The sequence below is a fragment of the Paraburkholderia azotifigens genome, from assembly GCF_007995085.1.
Classification (GTDB): Bacteria; Pseudomonadota; Gammaproteobacteria; order Burkholderiales; family Burkholderiaceae; genus Paraburkholderia; species Paraburkholderia azotifigens.
Map to the genome: position 1 here is coordinate 1,001,421 of NZ_VOQS01000001.1, position 17,277 is coordinate 1,018,697.

Consider the following 17,277-nt stretch of genomic DNA (forward strand, 5'->3'; position numbering starts at 1 on the left):
GCAGCCGATCGACAATACCGAAATCACCCTTCCCAGTCGAGCCGCCAAAATTCCCGCAAAGCCGCGCCGCTGCGAGGTTTGCGGGTATCCCTCCCTTGACGGTTTTTTATCTCTATATTAAAACGCATATACCCCAAGCCAGATCGATCAGCCAGAACATATATTTCGGAGAAGTCATGAGTCAGCAACGCGAGGCGATCGACACTTACCTACTGCGCGTCTTGCACACCCTTCTGATGGAGCGCAGCGTCACGCGCGCCGCCGTCAAACTGAACCAGTCGCAACCCGCGATCAGTGCTGCACTGCGGCGGCTGCGCGACATCACGGGCGACCCGCTTCTGGTACGCGGCAAGTCCGGCATGGTGCCGACCGAGTACGGATTGCGCCTGCTCGAACCCGTGCAAAATGCACTGCGCGAAATCGAACGCATTAAATTTCAGCAGCACAACTTCGACCCTGCGACTTCGATCCGCTGCTATCGGATCGGCTGTCCAGACTACCTGAACGTACTGTTCGTGCCGACCGTCGTCGAGCGCTTTCGTCAGGCCGCGCCGAACGCGACACTCGAGTTCCATTCGCTCGGCCCGGCATTCGATTACGAACTGGCGCTCGAGGACGGCAAGCTCGACATCGTAGTCGGCAACTGGCCGGAACCGCCCGAGCAACTGCACCTGTCCAATCTGTTCGTCGACCAGATCGTGTGCCTGATGAGCAACACGCATCCGTTCGCCAAGCGCGGCGGGCTGACGCTCGACCAGTACCTGAACGCGCCGCATCTCGCGCCAACGCCTTATTCCGTCGGTCAGCGCGGTGCAATCGACGTGCATCTCGCGCGCGAGCGCCTGAAGCGGCATGTCGTCGTCACGCTGCCCTATTTCAATCTCGCGCCGTACGTCCTGATCAAGTCCGACCTCATCTTCACGACGACGCGCCTGTTCGCCGACTACTATGCGAAGTTTCTGCCGCTGACCGTCGTGCCCGCGCCGCTGGACTTCCCGCCGATGCAGTACTACCAGCTGTGGCACGAGCGCGTGCATTACTCCGATGAAGTCCGTTGGCTGCGCAGTCTGGTCGCCGAAGCAACCAAGACCTTGATCGACAAATAACGCACGCGCACTTTTCTGCAGGCGGCGGCTTCGAACCGCCGCTATGCGTTTAGTGCACCAATCAAGCTGCACTTTGGTACAGCGTCTTGGCGAGACGGTTGTGCCGCTCGATCACCGTGCCAAGATCGACGGTGGTCAGCACGCCGTCCTTCACCACCACTTTCCCCCCGATCACGCTCGTCGACACCTGCGACGGCGCGCAGAACACCAGCCCCGCGACGGGATCATGCAGCGCGCCTGCGAAAAGCGGCTGGCGCAGATCGAACGACACGAAGTCCGCTGCCATGCCGGGCGTCAGCGCCCCGATATCGTCGCGGTTCAGCACTTTCGCACCGCCGAGCGTAGCGATCTCGAGTGCCTCGCGTGCGGTCATCGCGTCCGGCCCAAAGCCCACCCGCTGCAACAGCAGCGCCTGACGTACCTCAGCAACCATCTGCGCGCCGTCGTTCGACGCCGATCCATCGACACCCAATCCGACGGGCACACCCGCCAGCCGCATCTTCTTTATAGGCGCGATGCCCGACGCAAGCCGCATGTTGGAACACGGACAATGCGCGACGCCTGTTCCTGTGCGCGCGAACAGCTGAATGCCGGCGTCGTCGAGTTGCACACAGTGCGCGTGCCAGACGTCGCGGCCGATCCAGCCGAGATCCTCCGCATACTCGGCCGGCGTCATGCCGAACTTTTCGCGGCTATATGCAACATCGTTCACGTTCTCCGCGAGATGCGTATGCAGCGACACACCGTAATGGCGCGCCAGTGCAGCCGACTCACGCATCAGATCGCGGCTCACCGAAAACGGCGAGCACGGCGCAACGACGACGCGCAGCATCGCGTAGCGGCCGTCGTCGTGATACGTCTCGATCAGGCGCTGTGTGTCCTTCAGAATGTGCGCTTCATCTTCGACGACGGAATCCGGCGGCAGACCGCCGTCTTTCTGACCGACACTCATGCTCCCGCGGCTCGCATGAAAGCGCATGCCGATGCGGCGCGCGGCCGCGATGCTGTCGTCGAGCCGGCTGCCATTCGGATAGATGTACAGGTGATCGCTCGACGTGGTGCAGCCAGACAACAGCAGCTCCGCCATGGCCGTCAGCGTCGACACCTCGATCATTTCTGGCGTGAGATTCGCCCATACCTTGTACAGATTCGTTAGCCAGCCGAACAGCTCCGCGTCCTGCGCAGCGGGAATGGCACGCGTCAGGCTCTGATACATGTGGTGATGCGTGTTGACGAGGCCCGGAATGACGAGGTGTCCCGTCATGTCGAGGATCTCGTCGGCGGTATCCGGCAATGCGTCCGTCTGGCCAACGGCAACAATCCGGTTGTCTTCGATATAGAGGCCGCCGTCGCGCAACTCGCGCCGCTCGTCGTCCATCGTGACCAGCACGTCCGCATGCCGGACCAGCATCGTTCTGCCGCGCGGGCCGTCTGATCGGGTCGCGCCGGTTGCATTGGTTTGCATCGTCATTCGTTTCTCCAGTGCTGCCCTGTGCCGCCGCCAATAAGGCCGATGCACGATGCTGCTTGCTGTGGTGCCGTCCAAAGCTGCATCGTTGTGCCGTCGCCGCAGCGTGCGGCTTCCCGGGCAAAAGCAAAAGTCGTTCGAACGCGATGTCGTCGGCACGCCACCGCGCCGCCGCGTCCGTTCGAACGCAGTTGGCCCGGTTACCCAGCGTGTTCCGCCGTCTTCGGGATGCACGGCTGCGCCGCGCATGGACATAACCTTCGGGCGACAAAATTGCGCTGACAACTCGCGGGAACGCGATACCGGAGTTCACGCCCTGCATATAGTCGGCATTTTTGACGCCGGTACGATCGGAACCGTGCCGCTCCGCCGTCACGCATGCAGCGGATTGCCTGTCCAAACGCTCGCGGCCGGCGTCATGCGTCAGCGATTATCTTTCCTATCGCTGGCTCGCGGAGGTGAACAATGTTTCTACAATGGATGTCACGGCGCTCGTTTCAATCCGCCGACGGGTATGTAGCCACTGACGTGGAGCCTCGATCCGCCGCAACGTGTCATGGATCCGGCCGCCGCTGAAACCTCGCATCTACACAAGGACAATCGCGAATGGGCAAGCTCACTACCCACGTGCTCGACACGGCAAACGGCCGTCCCGGCGCAGATATCAAGATCGAACTCTTTGCGCTTTCCGGCGACTCGCGCCGCGCGCTAAAAACTACCACCACCAATCACGACGGCCGCTGCAACGAGCCGCTGCTCGAAGGCGACACGCTCGCCGTCGGCGAATATGAACTCGTGTTCCATGCGGGTGATTATTTCGCGTCGATCGGCACCAAAGTGCCGGAACCGCGCTTCGTCGATCAAGTCGTGCTGCGCTTCGGCATTGCCGATGCAGGTGCGCACTATCACGTGCCGCTGCTAGTGTCGCCGTGGTCGTACAGCACCTACCGAGGCAGCTGAAAAGCGAACCGGTGTCGTATGCATGATCGTGCGCGTGCGTGCATTTCGCAGATGACATGGAGACATACGCGAAGCGCAAGCCAGTCAAACGCGGCCGATCGGCATCCGATTTCACCCGACTGCCGCTGCATGCACTGATCCGATAACGGACAGGCACCGGCGCAATAACCCGCATACCGCGCAACACTCGAGATGCAGCGCGAACAACGAATCAGGAGTGGAGGAGTTCCATGGAAGGCTTTGTTACTGACTGGCTGAATCTCGCGATTCGCTGGTTTCACGTTATCGCCGCGATCGCCTGGATCGGCGAATCGTTCTATTTCGTCGCGCTCGACAACAGCCTGAAACCGCCGACCGATCCGAACCAGCGCCGGCGCGGCGTGTTCGGCGAGCTGTGGCACGTGCACGGCGGCGGCTTCTACAACATGCAGAAGTACACCGTCGCGCCGCCTGAAATGCCGGACGACCTGCACTGGTCGAAGTGGCCGTCGTACACAACGTGGCTGTCGGGCTTCGGTCTCTTCACGGTGCTGTATCTGTTCGCGCCGAACACATATCTGATCGACAAGAACGTGCTCGACATGGGCCCCGTCGTCGCGATCTTCTCGGCGCTCGGCTTTCTTGCGGCGGGCTGGATCGTGTATGACTCGTTGTGCCGGTTGCTCGGCAGCAAGGACAAGGTGCTCGGCATCTGCGTCGGCCTCTACGTGCTGATCGCAGCGTACCTCGCGTGCCACATCTTCGCGGGACGCGCGGCCTATCTGATCATGGGCGCGATGCTGGCGACGATCATGTCGGCGAACGTGTTCTTCGTGATCATTCCCGGCCAGCGCAAGATGGTCGACGCGATGCTCAAGGGCGACACGCCGAACCCGATCTACGGCAAGCGCGGCAAGCAGCGTTCGGTGCACAACACGTATTTCACGCTGCCCGTGGTGTTCGCGATGCTGTCGAACCACTACGCGATGACGTACACGCATCCGTACAACTGGGCGGTGCTGGTTGTCATCATGCTGGCTGGTGCGCTGATCCGTCAGTTCTTCGTGATGCGTCATCGCGGCCAGGTGCTGTGGTATCTGCCGCTTGGCGGTGTCGCGCTGATGTTCGGCGCGCTCTTCTGGACGATGCCCCGGCCCGTCGTGCCTGTCGCCGAGGCGGCCAACGCACCCGTTGTGAAAGTTGCCGATATCGTGCCTGTGTTGCAGCAGCGCTGCGTTGCGTGTCATTCCGCGCATCCTTCGATGATGGGCAGTGCGCCTGCCGGTGTCTTGCTGGATACGCCGGAGGAGATTTCGACGAACGCACAGCGCATCTATCAGCAGGCCGTAACGTTGAAGGCGATGCCGCTTGGAAATGTGACGCATATGACTGATGATGAACGGCAGAAGATTGCCGCCTGGTTTCAGGGCGGTGCGCACTGAATCGTCAGGGGTGTGAGCCCGGTTTTTCCCCAAGGTTTACGGGCTGGTCGTGTATGCGGCGGCCCGTTTTTTTTGTTTGTCTGTGACCGGTTGGTTCTGATTTACTCGCGGCATTTGCCTTTTTGCTTTTTGCTTTTTGCTTTTTACCGTTGCGTTGGCATCCGCGATTTCGTATCGGTACTTCACGCGTTGCCCCTGTGCGGGGCGGCACCTACTTTTCTTTGCCGCGGCAAAGAAAAGTAGGCAAAAGAAAGCCGCTCACACCGCGAACGCTAGTCGTTGCCGGCGGGCCCCCGACGGGTCCCGCGCTCCACACGGCATCGCGCTATTTCATGTGCGTTGCCAGCGCCTTTAAGAGGCGCATCACCCACTCCAGTCACCCGTAGCGCAGCCAACGGCAGCGATCCGTCTGTGCAGCCCAGGTGGCAAACGGTGTGTAGGTTGTCGCACCTTACGCGTTGGCGCTTCTACGACACCGATCCCGCTTTTCAGTCCGGAGTGGTGCACTTCCATCGCGACGGCCTACACACAGTTTGCCACCTGGGCGGCGGTGGACTTCCTGGTAACGCGGTAAGTGACGCGGGCATGCGAAGTGGGGGATGCGAATCCAGGAGCGCTGGCAACGGGCAGTGAGTAGCTTGATGCCGCCTGGAGTGCGGGACCCGTGGGGGGCCCGCCGGCAACGACTAGCGTTCGCGGTGTGAGCCGCTTTCTTTGCTTACTTTCTTTGCGGCGGCAAAGAAAGTAAGTGCCGCCCCGCACAGGGGCAACGCCTGAAGTACAGATACGAATACGCGGATGCCAGCGAAAAGCAGCAAGACAATTGCCTTACCAACATCAGCGCCGACAGCAAAAAACCAGAAAGCCCACCGCAGATCCACTCCGCAATGGGCTTTCCAAAAACAAAACACCAAAAAGCAAAAAGCAAAAAGCAAAAAGCGCCGCAGGCGATCACACCACAGCAGAACTCAAAGCCTCTTCAGTCAACCACAGCGATTCCCGCAGATCGAGCTCATGAAGATTAAGCCCCTCCCCACCCCGATCAACAACGATGAAATCGCTCACCTCCTCCAACGAAAGCAGCGGATGATGCCACACCCCCTTCGCATAGTTCACGCCCTGCCATCCACTTGTGACAAAAGCACGAATCTCCGACTCGACGAGTTCACCGCGAGGCGCAACCACTACGAGATAAGGCTTGTCGTTCAGCGGAATGAATGCCTGCGAGCCGAGCGGATGCCGCTCCATCATCTTGACTTCGAACGGCAGCACGCGCGGCTGTCCGCGAAACAGATTGACGAGCGTCCGTCCGCCTTCATCGGTGACATCGACATGCGCCAGATCGTGATAACGGATCGTCGTGCCAAGATTGATCGGAATCTGCTTCGCGCCTTCCAGTTCGATCACGTCGCCGAACAGGGCGAATGCCTCGCGTGTCAGCGGTTCGATGGCGAGTGTCTTCATGATGCGAGCGTGCCCCACAGACGCAGACGCGACACGCCACCGTCCGGAATGATGTTGAAGCGGATATGCGTGACGGGACCGAGCGCAGCGATTTCGCTTTCATAGAAGTGCTGCTTGTCCATCTGCAGCTTCTGCTCACCAAGCAGCACGGGCCAGAACATCGCCTGCGTGATCAGCGAACTGTCGGTGCCGCCCGTCACGTACGCAGCCTGAATCGAGCAGCGATCCGGATAGTTGCCCTTGAAGTGCGCGGTATCGACTTCGATCTTCTTGATCACACCCGGTTGCGCAAGCGCGACGATCGCCCAGTCGTTGCCCGGCTCGCGACGGCGGCGCGTTTCCCAGCCATCGCCCATGTTGACGCCGCGGCCCGGCATCAGCAGCGTCGATGCGGCGCCGAAATGCTGGTTGTTCGCGGCGACCAGGTATGCGCCGTTTTCCATCGCGGCGAGATCGAACAGATCGGTACGGCTCGCACCCGCCCAATCGACCTGCGGCTGACCATACACGCGCAGACGCGCAATGCCGCCGTCCGGATAGATGTTCACGCGCAGGTGCGTGTACGCATTCGCATCGCTCACGTCGACGTAGTGATGGCTGTTGCCCTGCAGCGTCGTCGACGGCACGATCTCGGTCCATTGCGTCGACTGGTTCGGCGCGCCGTCGACCACATGCGCCGCTTCCACCGATGCCGCCGGCGGGAAGTTGCCCGTGAAGTGGCTCGTATCGATATCGAGGCCCTTGATCACGCCCGGACGCGCGAGCTTGACGACACACCAGTCATAGCCCGTCGTGCGCTTGCGGCGCGTTTCCCAGCCGTCCATCCACTTGCCGTGCTCATCGTACTTGCCGGGAATGAAACGGCCGGCTCCGGATTCAGCATGCGGTCTTTCGGCGCGAAAAAATCGTCGCTGGCTTCGAGCGCCTGCGCGCCAAGACGCGGGTCCGCGAGATTCACGAAACGGCGTGTGAATTCTGGAGCGTTGGGATCGAGAATCGGGAGTGCCATCGTTGTCTTCCTTGCTGTCTGGTTGTTGCCTTGAATGAGCGCGAGTACGTGTATCCGGTCGCGACGATCACGCGTCGATCACGCGTCGATCAGATCGTCGAGCCGGAAACGCGCGATGCGGTAGATCTGGTCGAGGCTCGCGCGCAGTTCGTCGGCGCGGCTGTGATTCACACGCGCTTCGAAGTTCGCGATGATGCCGTGCCGGTCATAGCCGCGAACGGCGAGAATGAACGGAAAGCCGAACTTCTCGCGATACGCCGCATTCAGACGCAGCAGCGTGTCGAACTCCTCCTGCGTGCATTGATCGAGCCCGGCGCCGCTCTGTTCGCGCGTCGATTCAGCCGTCAGTTCGCCGCGCACGGCCGCCTTGCCCGCAAGCTCCGGGTGAGCGTTGATCAGCGCGAGTTGCTTCGCCTCGCCCGCAGTTTCGACGGCAGTCGACATCGTCTTGTGCAATGCGTCGATGCTCGCGTACGGGCGCTGCGCCGCCGCCGCTTCAGCGACCCACGGCGAATGTTCGAAGATGCCCGACAGCGCTGCGACAAACGCGTCGGCCGAAATGCTGTTCAATTGGTCCAGTGTGTATTGCATCGCCTTCATGCGGCCGCCCCGCGGTTGTTCTGTTGCTGGTAGGGATGATGTTCGCGCCAGTGCCGCGCGATATCGACGCGGCGCGTAACCCACACGCGCTCGTGTTTTTCGATGTGATCGAGGAAACGTTGCAGCGCGCGGAAGCGCCCGGGGCGTCCGAGCAGCCGGCAGTGCATGCCGATCGACAGCATCTTCGGCGCTTCGTCACCCTCTTCGTAGAGCACGTCGAATGCATCGCGCAGATACGTGAAGAAGTGATCCGCCGTGTTGAAGCCTTGAGGCGTGGCGAAACGCATGTCGTTGGTGTCGAGCGTGTACGGAAGGATCAGTTGCGGCACTTTCGCGCCGCCCGTCACTTCGACATCCATCCAGAAAGGCAGGTCATCGCCGTAGTTATCGGAGTCGTACAGAAAACCGCCGTATTCGGCGACGAGCCGATGCGTATTGGGACTGTCGCGGCCCGTGTACCAGCCGAGCGGCCGCTCGCCCGTCACACGCTCGATCGCTTCCATGCCGAGGCGCATATGCTCGGCCTCACGCTCGGGCGACATGTCCTGATAGTGAATCCAGCGATACCCATGACACGCGATCTCATGCCCCAGCTCGACGAACGCGCGCGCGACCTCGGGATGCCGCTCGATCGCCATGCCGACGCCGAACACCGTCAGCGGCAGGCCGCGCTTTTCGAACTCGCGCAGAATGCGCCACACGCCCGCGCGCGAACCGTATTCGTAGATCGACTCCATGCTCATGTGACGCGCTGGATACGATGCCGCGCCCACGATCTCCGACAGGAACTGCTCCGATCCCGGATCGCCGTGCAGCACGCAGTTCTCGCCGCCCTCTTCGTAGTTAAGGACGAACTGGACAGCGACGCGCGCGCGTCCTGGCCAGTTTGCCTGTACGGGGTGGCGGCCGTAGCCGATCAGATCGCGCGGATAGTTCGGGTCGAGTGACATGATGTGAATGGCGCAGCGGTTGACGAGCAGTTGATCTGCAAATGCGCCGGCGGACGTCGTGCAAGCGGGAAAACGCGCTACGGCAAGGCCGGCAGGGTTGAACCAGTGTAGCGAAAACACCCGGGTGCGCCCATACACCCGGGCAGATAGTGCATGTCAGACAGAGTGTATGTGCGGTGCAATATCGGCGGCGGGATCGGCGCGCAATGCGCTCGCGTTAACCCTCAGCAGCGCGTCGCTGGGCAGGTGCTGCGCCGGGCCAGCCACGCAAGCCGTAGCGGGCTGCTCGCCCGTCGGGCTGAAGCGCGCAAACTCGCCGTCATAGCGCTTGCGCAGCGGCCTCGCGTAATCGCCACGCTTGGCGGTCGCCAGCCGCAGCGCGACGAGCGCTTCCACCCACTTTACGGCGGCCGTCACGCCTTCGACGACGGGCGCGCCCAACGCATCCTCGATTTCACGGCACAGTTCGGCCATCCCTGCACAGCCGAGCACGATCGCATCCGACCCATCCTCGTCGAGCGCACGGCGGCACTCGTCGAGAATGATGCGCCGCGCGGCCGAGCCGGGTTGATCGAGTTCGAGCACGGCGACGTCAGTTGCCCGCACGTTGCGGCAGAAGCGCTTCATGCCGTAGCGCTCGGCCAGATGCCAGGCCATGCCGCACGTGCGCGACAGCGTCGTCACCACCGAGAACCCCGGCGCCAGCACGCTCGCCGCATGCATCGCCGCCTCGGCGATGCCGATCACCGGGCCGCGCGCCAGCTCACGCGCCGCATACAGGCCGGGATCCCCGAAACATGCAATCACATAACCATCGAAGCCTTCGCGCTCGCCCGCTTCGATTTCCGCGAGCAGCCCCGGCGTGGCAAGCGCCTCGTCGTAATAGCCTTCGATCGACGGCGGGCCCATCGTCGGGCTCACCGCCACCAGCTCCGTGCCCGGCGCCACGACATCGCGCGCACAACGGCCCATCGCTTCCGTCATCCGTTGCGTCGTGTTCGGGTTGATCAGTTTGATACGCATGTCGACTCCCGTTACTGCATTTGATGAACTGTCATGCACGCTTTACGCACCGCGTTGCATGTTGCGTGCGAGCACGCCGTAAAACACCGCGCCGAGACCTGCGCCGATGAACCAGGAGAAATTCGCGAGTCCATTCAACGACGGCACCATCACGCAGATCACAGCAATCACTGCAGCCGGCAGCAGCGCGGCGACTGCACGATAATTCACGCCGTTGTGATACCAGTACGAGCCTTTCTCCGATACCGTGTACAGATCATCGAGCACGATCTTCTGACGCTTCACGAGGAAGAAATCGACGATCAGGATGCCGTACAAAGGTCCGATGAAGCTGCCGAGCACGTCGAGTGTGTAGTGGATGACAGCCGGGTTGTTGAACAGATTCCACGGCGTGATGAAAATCGATGCCACTGCAGCCAGCATGCCGCCTGCACGCCAGCTGATGAGCTTCGGTGCAACGTTCGAGAAATCGAATGCAGGCGACACGAAGTTGGCGACGATGTTGATGCCGATGGTCGCGATCGTGAACGTCAGCGCGCCGAGAATCACGGCCGTCGGGTAGTCGATGCGGCCCACGGTTTCGACGGGATCGGTGATCAGTTCACCGAACACGGGCAGCGTCGCCGCCGTCGTGACGACCGTCACCAGCGAGAACGCGAGGAAGTTGACGGGCAGGCCCCAGAAGTTGCCGCGCTTGACGCTGCGAAAGCTCTTGCCGTAGCGCGAGAAGTCGCCGAAGTTCAGCATCGGGCCCGAGAAGTACGACACCACCAGCGAGATCGCCGTGATCATCACCGGGATCACTTCCATGCCGTGATACTTCACGCCGCCCAGGTTGATGCCGATGTTCTGCCAGCCTGCACGCCAGATCATGTAGCCCGCGAGAATGAACATCACCACATACACGGCGGGACCGGCGAAGTCGATGAACTTCTTGATCGTCTCCATGCCGTTCCAGAACACGAGTGCCTGCAGCACCCACAGCAGCATGAAGCCGGTCCAGCCGACCGTCGACAGGCCCATGAAGCCGTGATGATGGACGTCCGCGTACGGCAGCAACTGCGGGAAGAATTTCAGCACGACGATCACGAGCGCGCTCGATGCCAGATACGTCTGGATGCCGTACCACGCGACGGCAATCAGCCCGCGGATCACGGCGGGAACGTTGGCGCCCAGCACGCCGAAAGTCGCGCGGCATGCGACGGGATACGGCACGCCGTTCTGCTGGCTCGGCTTCGCGATCATGTTGCACAGCAGGTTGACGATCGTGATGCCGACCAGCAGCGCAATCAGCACCTGCCAGCTCGTGAGACCGAGGGCGAAGAGGCTACCCGCGAACACGTAGCCGCCGACGCTATGCACGTCCGACATCCAGAACGCGAAGATGTTGTAGGCGCCCCACGTCTGATGCTTGAGCGGCGCGAGGTCTTCGTTGTACAGGCGTTCGCTGTAGCCTGCGGGCAGCGCATGACCGCCTTGCGCGCCGCTCTCGTAATCGGGAATTGCCGAACTATCCGGTGCTGCACTGAACTGAGCCATGAATTCCTCCTGGGGATGGGTACGTCGAGGTCGATCGACGGGCACTGCATCGTGTATGCCAGGCGCACGGCACGCCCACTATGTGGCATGGGCCGATGCGTATCGCGTACAGGTTGCCGCGGATGTCTCCGTACTTACGTACTTGTTTTGATGGCCCGGCAGGCATTCCGCGCCTACCTGCAAGGCTTCGCCGTGTGAGCGTGGGCGCCTGATGAGCGTCCATCGCCTTACGGCCTTTCGGTCTCGACGCGAGCGGGTGTAGCTCGCATCCGGTCAGATCGCAATCGCCCTGTGGATCGACAGGTCGACTTTCTGGTCAATCACCGTTCATTTCGGTGCGGCGCGCACCGCCCGCAGGCGCGGGCAGGCGCCAGCCCGACAATCGTCAGCCGGCGGCGCCTTTGGGCGCGCGCATGCCGAATACTTCGTGCAGATCGGCCCCACCGCTCGCCGGCCGATCCAGCATCTTCAACTCCACGCTCTGCAGATGGCGCGACATCAGCGCGCCCGCTGTTTTGGCGTCGCCTGCGTCGAGCGCGGCGAGGATCGCTTCGTGGTCTTCGAACGAACACGGACTGCGGCCGAGCGATTCGTACAGCGCCGAGATCAGCGTCGAGCGCGCCACCAGCCCGCCCAGGCAATCGCACAGCACCGTGTTGCCCGTCAGCGATGCGAGCTCCGTGTGGAACTCGCCCGACAACCGGATCCACGCCGGAAAATCGCGCGATTCGAACGCCTTGCGCTCCCGCGCGATCATTCCGCCGATGTTCTTCAAGCGCCGCGAGCCCTGGCTCGCGCAAATCTTGTCGACCACGGCCAGCTCGATGATGCGGCGCATCTCGAACACTTCATGCACTTCCTGCAGCGACGGACTCGCGACGAATGCGCCGCGGTTCGGCTCCAGATCGACGAGGCGGTCGGTGGCCAACTGGGCCAGCGCCTGGCGGATCGCGCTGCGCTTCACGCCAAACACTTCGCACAACTGGGCTTCCGTCAATTTCGCGCCAGGGGCGAGCCGATGCTCGAGGATCGCGGCGCGAATGCGCTCGGCGATCGCTTCGGGTTTCGTGCTGCTCAAGGCTGCGTTGAGTGTCTCGGACATGATGATCGTCGTGTTATGGAGTCCATCTTAGGATGGACATAAAAATTGTCAACAATTTAGCCAGCCGATTTTCGACAATTTTGGTTTGGACTGCCGTGCCCAAAAGTGATCGAAATCGTGGCCAAGCCTTTCCGGTGGGCGTTGCGCGCGCATAGACTGATTGATGGCCCCTGCTTTGCAAGCTATTTTGTCGACAAAATCTGAGTCCAGCGGCGGGCGTTCGTCTTTGGGTATCAGAAAAAACAAGACCGTTAGTTGCATTCGACGTGGAAAAATAAAGGCGAGCCGATCTCGCCTTCGCTGGCATGCGCGACAACTCGCTCTCAATCGAGCACAGGATGCCCCGACACCGTCAGCTTGAACCCATGCGCCCCCGCAACGAGATGCGCATCAGCGCCGACCGGCAACGTCACCATATCGGGAATATGGCCGAATTGCAGACCCGTCACGATGGGAACGCCGATCACCGATCTCACCTGCTCAACCATGGTGCGCAGGTCGTAGCCATTGTCGTAGTCGAACGCCTTGCCGCCCGAAAAGTCGCCGAGCACCAGCGCCTGCTGCCGCTCGAGAATCCCCGCCAGATGCAGCTGATAGATCAGACGCTCGATCCGGAACGGCTGCTCGTTCACATCCTCGACGAACAGAATGCCGCCTTCCACGGGCGGCATATACGGCGAGCCGACCAGCGACGCAAGCACGGCCAGATTGCCGCCCCACAACGTGCCCGTGACATCGACGGTCTGCGCCTGCGGCGTCGGACCGGACACGGTGAACGTCTCCGACGTCAGCGCGTGCCAGAAGTTCTTCATCGTGAAATCGCTGACGTTTTCCGCACCGAAATCGACAGCCAGCATCGGACCGCCGAAGGTCGTCACGCCCGCCTGCGAAAGCAGCGCCAGTTGCAACGCCGTGAAATCGCTGTGTCCGCAGAACGCGATCGGCTGATCGCGCAGGCGGCGCTGCAGGCCGCGATAGTCGAGTCCGTGCAGGATACGCACCGCGCCATACCCGCCGCGCACGGCGAGCACGATATCGGGCAAATCCCGCGACGGATCGGCCAGACGGTTCAATTCCGCCGCGCGCTCGCCATCCGTGCCCGCGAAACGTTGAAACCGCCGCTGCGTCGCACTCACGTTTTCAACGTGATGCCCTTGCGCGCGCAGGCGCTTCAGCGCGACGTGGATGGCATTGGGATCGTGCGGATAGCCCGAAGGCGCAATCAGTTCGATGGTGCGATGCCTGGCCATGTGCGGTGAGCGGTCAGTTGATCGGAGTGTTGTTCTTGAGCACGTCGGCGGCGCCGGAGCCGTTCTTCAGCGCTGCGCGGGCTTCGCGCGAGGCGCGTCGGCGGTCCGCGAAAAACGAGCGCAGCGCAGCGCCGCACTCCTCTTCGAGCACGCCGCCGACCACCGTCGTGTGATGGTTCAATTGCGGATTGGCGAATGCATCGACGACACTGCCGCAAGCGCCCGTCTTCGGATCGCGCGCGCCGAACACGACGCGGGCGATGCGCGCGTGCATGATCGCGCCCGCGCACATCAGGCACGGCTCGAGCGTCACATAGAGTTCGCAGCCCGGCAGCCGGTAATTCTCGAGTGTCTGCGAGGCGGCGCGCAGCGCGGCCATTTCGGCATGTGCGGAAGGATCGTGACCGCCGATGGGATGATTGAAGCCCTTCGCGATCACTTCGTCGCCGCGGACCAGCACCGCGCCGACGGGCACCTCGCCCGCCGCGCGCGCCTCTTCGGCGGCGGCCTGCGCGAGCGCCATGAAGCGGCGATCCCGTTCGGAAAAAGTGACAGGTTGTTGTGCGGCGACGCTGACGGCCGTACCACACGGCGCGACTGCGTCAACGGGCGACGCGTCATGCAAATCGCCGGAAGAAACGGATACAGGGGACGGCAACCCGGCCGGATCGACGCCAACGCTCACGCCGGCCCCGCGTCGGCGGCGGGATCTTCCGCAACGCGCTCCGACAGGCGCTCGGCGATACGCCGGCAGTACTCGCGCGGCATGGTCAGCGGGCCGCCGCGCAGCGATTCCAGTGCCATATCGAGCGCCAGCATCTTTGCCTGCAGACGACAGCGCGTGCTGCGGTCGCCGACAGCATCGAGTTCGTTCTGCAGGTCGCGCAGCGCCCGCAACTGCTCGACGGCAGGCGGCACGAAACCCGCATTCTTCAGAATGCGGTTCGCTACTCGAACTTCCTCGGGCACCAGTGCGTCGTCATCGAGAACCTGCGGCGCGCCGGCTCCCGGCAAATCATCGAACTCGCCACGCGCGGCGGCGGCGGCAATCCGTTGTTCGACAAGTGCATCAAGCAATTTCATTTGCAATCCACTACGTTGCGGCTCCGCCATTTTATCAGGGTGCTGCGAAATGGATTTGTCAGACGCCTAGAGGACACACCCAGGATTAGGATTTGTCGTATGGGATGGCTTTCTGGGCCGAGATATGGTTGTCGGTTTTGCCCTTTTGCCCTGCCATGTCTCATCGTCCATTTTCTACCGCGATTGTCCCGATTCATTCGAATCAACCCACCCGGCGCCGTTCGCGCGTCGGCGTGCTGTTGGGCGCCAGGCAAGCCTTCCGCGCATTTCCGCCCGTGCGCAAATTCGCCGCGCTGATCGTGGGTGCCGGGTTGTCGATGGCGCTGTCGGGCTGCGGCGTGTTCTGCGGCATTGCAGGTGGAAGCGGTGGCTTCGGCGGCAACTGCGGCATCGGCTTTCACTTCTGATCGTTCGTCCTCTCGTTCTCTGCTCGCGCGCGAGCGTTTCGCAAACCGTTTTTAGCGCGCGCGCAATTTACACACTGTTACGCAGCCCGCATGTCAATAGCGATGCGCGTTTCCCTATACTCGTCGCCGTCCACAGCTGGTGGCGCCACGACCAATACGTAACATGACCCACACCCGTTTTGCTCGCCCTCTCGTCAGAACGACGCTGCTCGCGCTCTGCATCACGCTGCCGCTCGCAGGCTGCGTCGTTCCCGGCAATTCGCCTTATGGCTCGACTTATGGCTCACAGTACGGCTCGTCGTACGGTTCGGGCTACGCCACGCAGCCCGCGCAACCCGTCTATGCACAGCCCGGCTACACGCAGCCGCCGCAGTATCAGCAGCCGTACGCGCAACAGCCGCAGTACCAGCAACCCGGCTACGACGATCAGTCCGGCTGGCAGAATAATCAGGCCTATCAGCAGCAGCCGCAACCGCAGCAGGGCTACGGTTATGGCGAGCAATACGGCGTCGTGTCCTCGATCCAGCCTCTGGCGAATCCCGGTTCCGTGACGGCGGGCGGCGTCGCGGGCACGGTGATCGGCGCGGTCGTGGGCGGCGTAATCGGCAATCAGTTCGGACGCGGCCACGGGCGGGACGCGGCAACCGCGATCGGCGTGCTGGGCGGCGCCGTCGCGGGCAATCAACTGGGTCAGCAGGCGGGTGCGTCGTCGCCGGGCGGCTACCGGATCGCGGTCCAGTTGAACGACGGCTCGACGCGCGCCTTCGATGTCGGCTCGCCCGGCGACCTGCATCCTGGCGATCGCGTGCGCATCGCGGGCAACCGGCTCGACCGCTACTAAGCGTTCAGGACCACGACGCGCGTGCGCTCACGCGATGAGCGCAGCGCGCGTCGAAGGCACACCATGCTGCTACTCCGGCTCGACCGTCCTCCCCGGCTCATAGAACATCGCAAATAATTCGGACTGCGATCCGACGCCGAGCTTCGCGTAAATATGCTTCTTGTGCACGCGCACGGTTTCGAACGAGATCGACAGCTTCTCCGCAATAGCACGCGACGAAAATCCGCTCAACGACAGCATCGCCACTTCGATCTCGCGCGCCGTCAACGCGCCGCGCCCGCTCTTGCCCGTCAGCATGCCGAAGCGCGCATGCAGATCGGGCGCTTCGCTCTCCGCCTCAGGCTGCGCCGCTTCGGCGACGAACTTTTCGAAGCGCAAGCGCTGCTGCATCAACGCGAGCACCCACGGCGAGTACAACGTGAGCAGCGCGATCTCGCGCTCGTCATAACGGCTCGTCTTGCCGAGTGAAAAGCCCATCGTGTGATCGCGATCGATCACGACATTAAAGTGCACCTCGTCGCCGACGATGTTCTTCTTGAAGTACCGCTGGTAGTACTCGGTCATGCGGAAGTTGTCGGGCGCGACGTCGGCGAGCGTGTAGAAACCCGACGCCTGCGTTTCGAACGCGGCAAGATAGAACGGATCGAGCTGATAAAGGGCAGCCAGATAATCCTGGAACATCAGATCGATCTTGCCGTCGGGCATCGCCTGCTCGGCGAGCACGAGCGGCGCGGCATCGCGATGAAAGCGCAGCGCGACCCAGCTGTCGAAACCGACATGCCGTTCGAGCACGCGCGTGAGACGCGCCCAGAAATGCGGACCATCGAGGGCGTCGATGGCCGAACCGATCTCCCGATGAAAAGCGAGATCTCGCCATTCGAAGTCCATCGTGTCCTCCGGCGAGGGTAACCCTCGTGGGTAATTTGCGGACAAAAATAATACCCCGATAATCGCTCCCAATACGACAGGCAGGCGCGCACGCACTATTCTTCGCTGCACAAGAATCGCGCGGAAACACGCAGCAAAGTGCATTACAGCAAAGTGCACTGCACCG

General features: G+C 62.2%; 16 protein-coding genes and 1 pseudogene. 5 read left to right on the forward strand and 12 right to left on the reverse strand.

Annotation, left to right across the window (positions count from 1 at the left end; translation table 11 throughout):
- Positions 1-176 precede the first annotated feature (176 nt).
- Positions 177-1,106, forward strand: a complete 930-nt coding sequence (locus FRZ40_RS04425; protein WP_028370402.1) for a LysR substrate-binding domain-containing protein — start codon at positions 177-179, stop codon at positions 1,104-1,106.
- 61 nt (positions 1,107-1,167) lie between these two features.
- Here the strand turns inward: FRZ40_RS04425 and FRZ40_RS04430 are convergent, their stop codons facing one another.
- A complete protein-coding gene (locus tag FRZ40_RS04430) occupies positions 1,168-2,577 on the reverse strand; it encodes an 8-oxoguanine deaminase (protein ID WP_028370403.1) in 1,410 nt (469 codons plus the stop codon).
- Positions 2,578-3,180: 603 nt separating this feature from the next.
- Here FRZ40_RS04430 and uraH point away from each other — a divergent pair.
- A complete protein-coding gene (gene uraH / locus FRZ40_RS04435) occupies positions 3,181-3,534 on the forward strand; it encodes a hydroxyisourate hydrolase (RefSeq protein ID WP_147233490.1) in 354 nt (117 codons plus the stop codon).
- Between the two features lie 230 nt (positions 3,535-3,764).
- A complete protein-coding gene (locus FRZ40_RS04440) occupies positions 3,765-4,955 on the forward strand; it encodes a urate hydroxylase PuuD (protein WP_028370405.1) in 1,191 nt (396 codons plus the stop codon).
- Positions 4,956-5,906: 951 nt separating this feature from the next.
- Here the strand turns inward: FRZ40_RS04440 and FRZ40_RS04445 are convergent.
- The 10 genes and pseudogenes from FRZ40_RS04445 to FRZ40_RS04490 form a co-directional block, all read right to left on the reverse strand.
- Positions 5,907-6,419 carry an ureidoglycolate lyase gene (locus tag FRZ40_RS04445; RefSeq protein WP_028370440.1) on the reverse strand — a complete coding sequence of 171 codons (513 nt, stop codon included), beginning with the start codon at positions 6,417-6,419 and terminating at the stop codon, positions 5,907-5,909.
- Positions 6,416-7,428, reverse strand: a pseudogene (gene alc, locus FRZ40_RS04450) (allantoicase). Before alc ends, FRZ40_RS04445 begins: the two are co-directional and overlap by 4 nt.
- Before the next feature lie 78 nt (positions 7,429-7,506).
- Positions 7,507-8,028 (reverse strand): 2-oxo-4-hydroxy-4-carboxy-5-ureidoimidazoline decarboxylase, encoded by a 522-nt coding sequence (gene uraD / locus FRZ40_RS04455; RefSeq protein ID WP_028370442.1) that lies wholly within the window; start codon positions 8,026-8,028, stop codon positions 7,507-7,509.
- The gene (puuE, locus tag FRZ40_RS04460; protein ID WP_147234767.1) at positions 8,025-8,978 is read right to left on the reverse strand and encodes an allantoinase PuuE; all 954 of its coding nucleotides are present in this window, start codon (positions 8,976-8,978) and stop codon (positions 8,025-8,027) included. The genes uraD and puuE overlap by 4 nt, the downstream gene beginning before the upstream one ends.
- 156 nt (positions 8,979-9,134) lie before the next feature.
- The gene (locus FRZ40_RS04465; RefSeq protein ID WP_147233491.1) at positions 9,135-10,001 is read right to left on the reverse strand and encodes an aspartate/glutamate racemase family protein; all 867 of its coding nucleotides are present in this window, start codon (positions 9,999-10,001) and stop codon (positions 9,135-9,137) included.
- 42 nt (positions 10,002-10,043) lie between these two features.
- Entirely contained in the window at positions 10,044-11,540 is a 1,497-nt protein-coding gene (locus tag FRZ40_RS04470; protein ID WP_147233492.1) for an NCS1 family nucleobase:cation symporter-1, read from the reverse strand.
- Positions 11,541-11,925: 385 nt separating this feature from the next.
- On the reverse strand, positions 11,926-12,642 hold the full coding sequence (locus FRZ40_RS04475) for a GntR family transcriptional regulator (protein ID WP_028370446.1): 717 nt from the start codon (positions 12,640-12,642) through the stop codon (positions 11,926-11,928).
- A 323-nt stretch (positions 12,643-12,965) separates the two neighbouring features.
- The gene (gene ldcA / locus FRZ40_RS04480) at positions 12,966-13,892 is read right to left on the reverse strand and encodes a muramoyltetrapeptide carboxypeptidase (protein ID WP_028370447.1); all 927 of its coding nucleotides are present in this window, start codon (positions 13,890-13,892) and stop codon (positions 12,966-12,968) included.
- 13 nt (positions 13,893-13,905) lie between these two features.
- On the reverse strand, positions 13,906-14,577 hold the full coding sequence (gene tadA / locus FRZ40_RS04485) for a tRNA adenosine(34) deaminase TadA (protein ID WP_081767699.1): 672 nt from the start codon (positions 14,575-14,577) through the stop codon (positions 13,906-13,908).
- Entirely contained in the window at positions 14,574-14,975 is a 402-nt protein-coding gene (locus FRZ40_RS04490) for a DnaJ family domain-containing protein (RefSeq protein WP_028370449.1), read from the reverse strand. Before FRZ40_RS04490 ends, tadA begins: the two co-directional genes overlap by 4 nt.
- A 155-nt stretch (positions 14,976-15,130) precedes the next feature.
- Between FRZ40_RS04490 and FRZ40_RS04495 the strand changes: the two genes are divergently transcribed.
- Complete coding sequence (locus FRZ40_RS04495) at positions 15,131-15,382, forward strand: hypothetical protein (RefSeq protein WP_035543740.1); 252 nt, start codon at positions 15,131-15,133, stop codon at positions 15,380-15,382.
- Positions 15,383-15,545: 163 nt separating this feature from the next.
- On the forward strand, positions 15,546-16,223 hold the full coding sequence (locus FRZ40_RS04500; RefSeq protein WP_028370450.1) for an outer membrane lipoprotein: 678 nt from the start codon (positions 15,546-15,548) through the stop codon (positions 16,221-16,223).
- Positions 16,224-16,292: 69 nt separating this feature from the next.
- Here the strand turns inward: FRZ40_RS04500 and FRZ40_RS04505 are convergent, their stop codons facing one another.
- Positions 16,293-17,111, reverse strand: coding sequence for a response regulator transcription factor (locus tag FRZ40_RS04505; RefSeq protein WP_028370451.1), 819 nt, complete (start codon positions 17,109-17,111; stop codon positions 16,293-16,295).
- Positions 17,112-17,277: the final 166 nt, after the last annotated feature.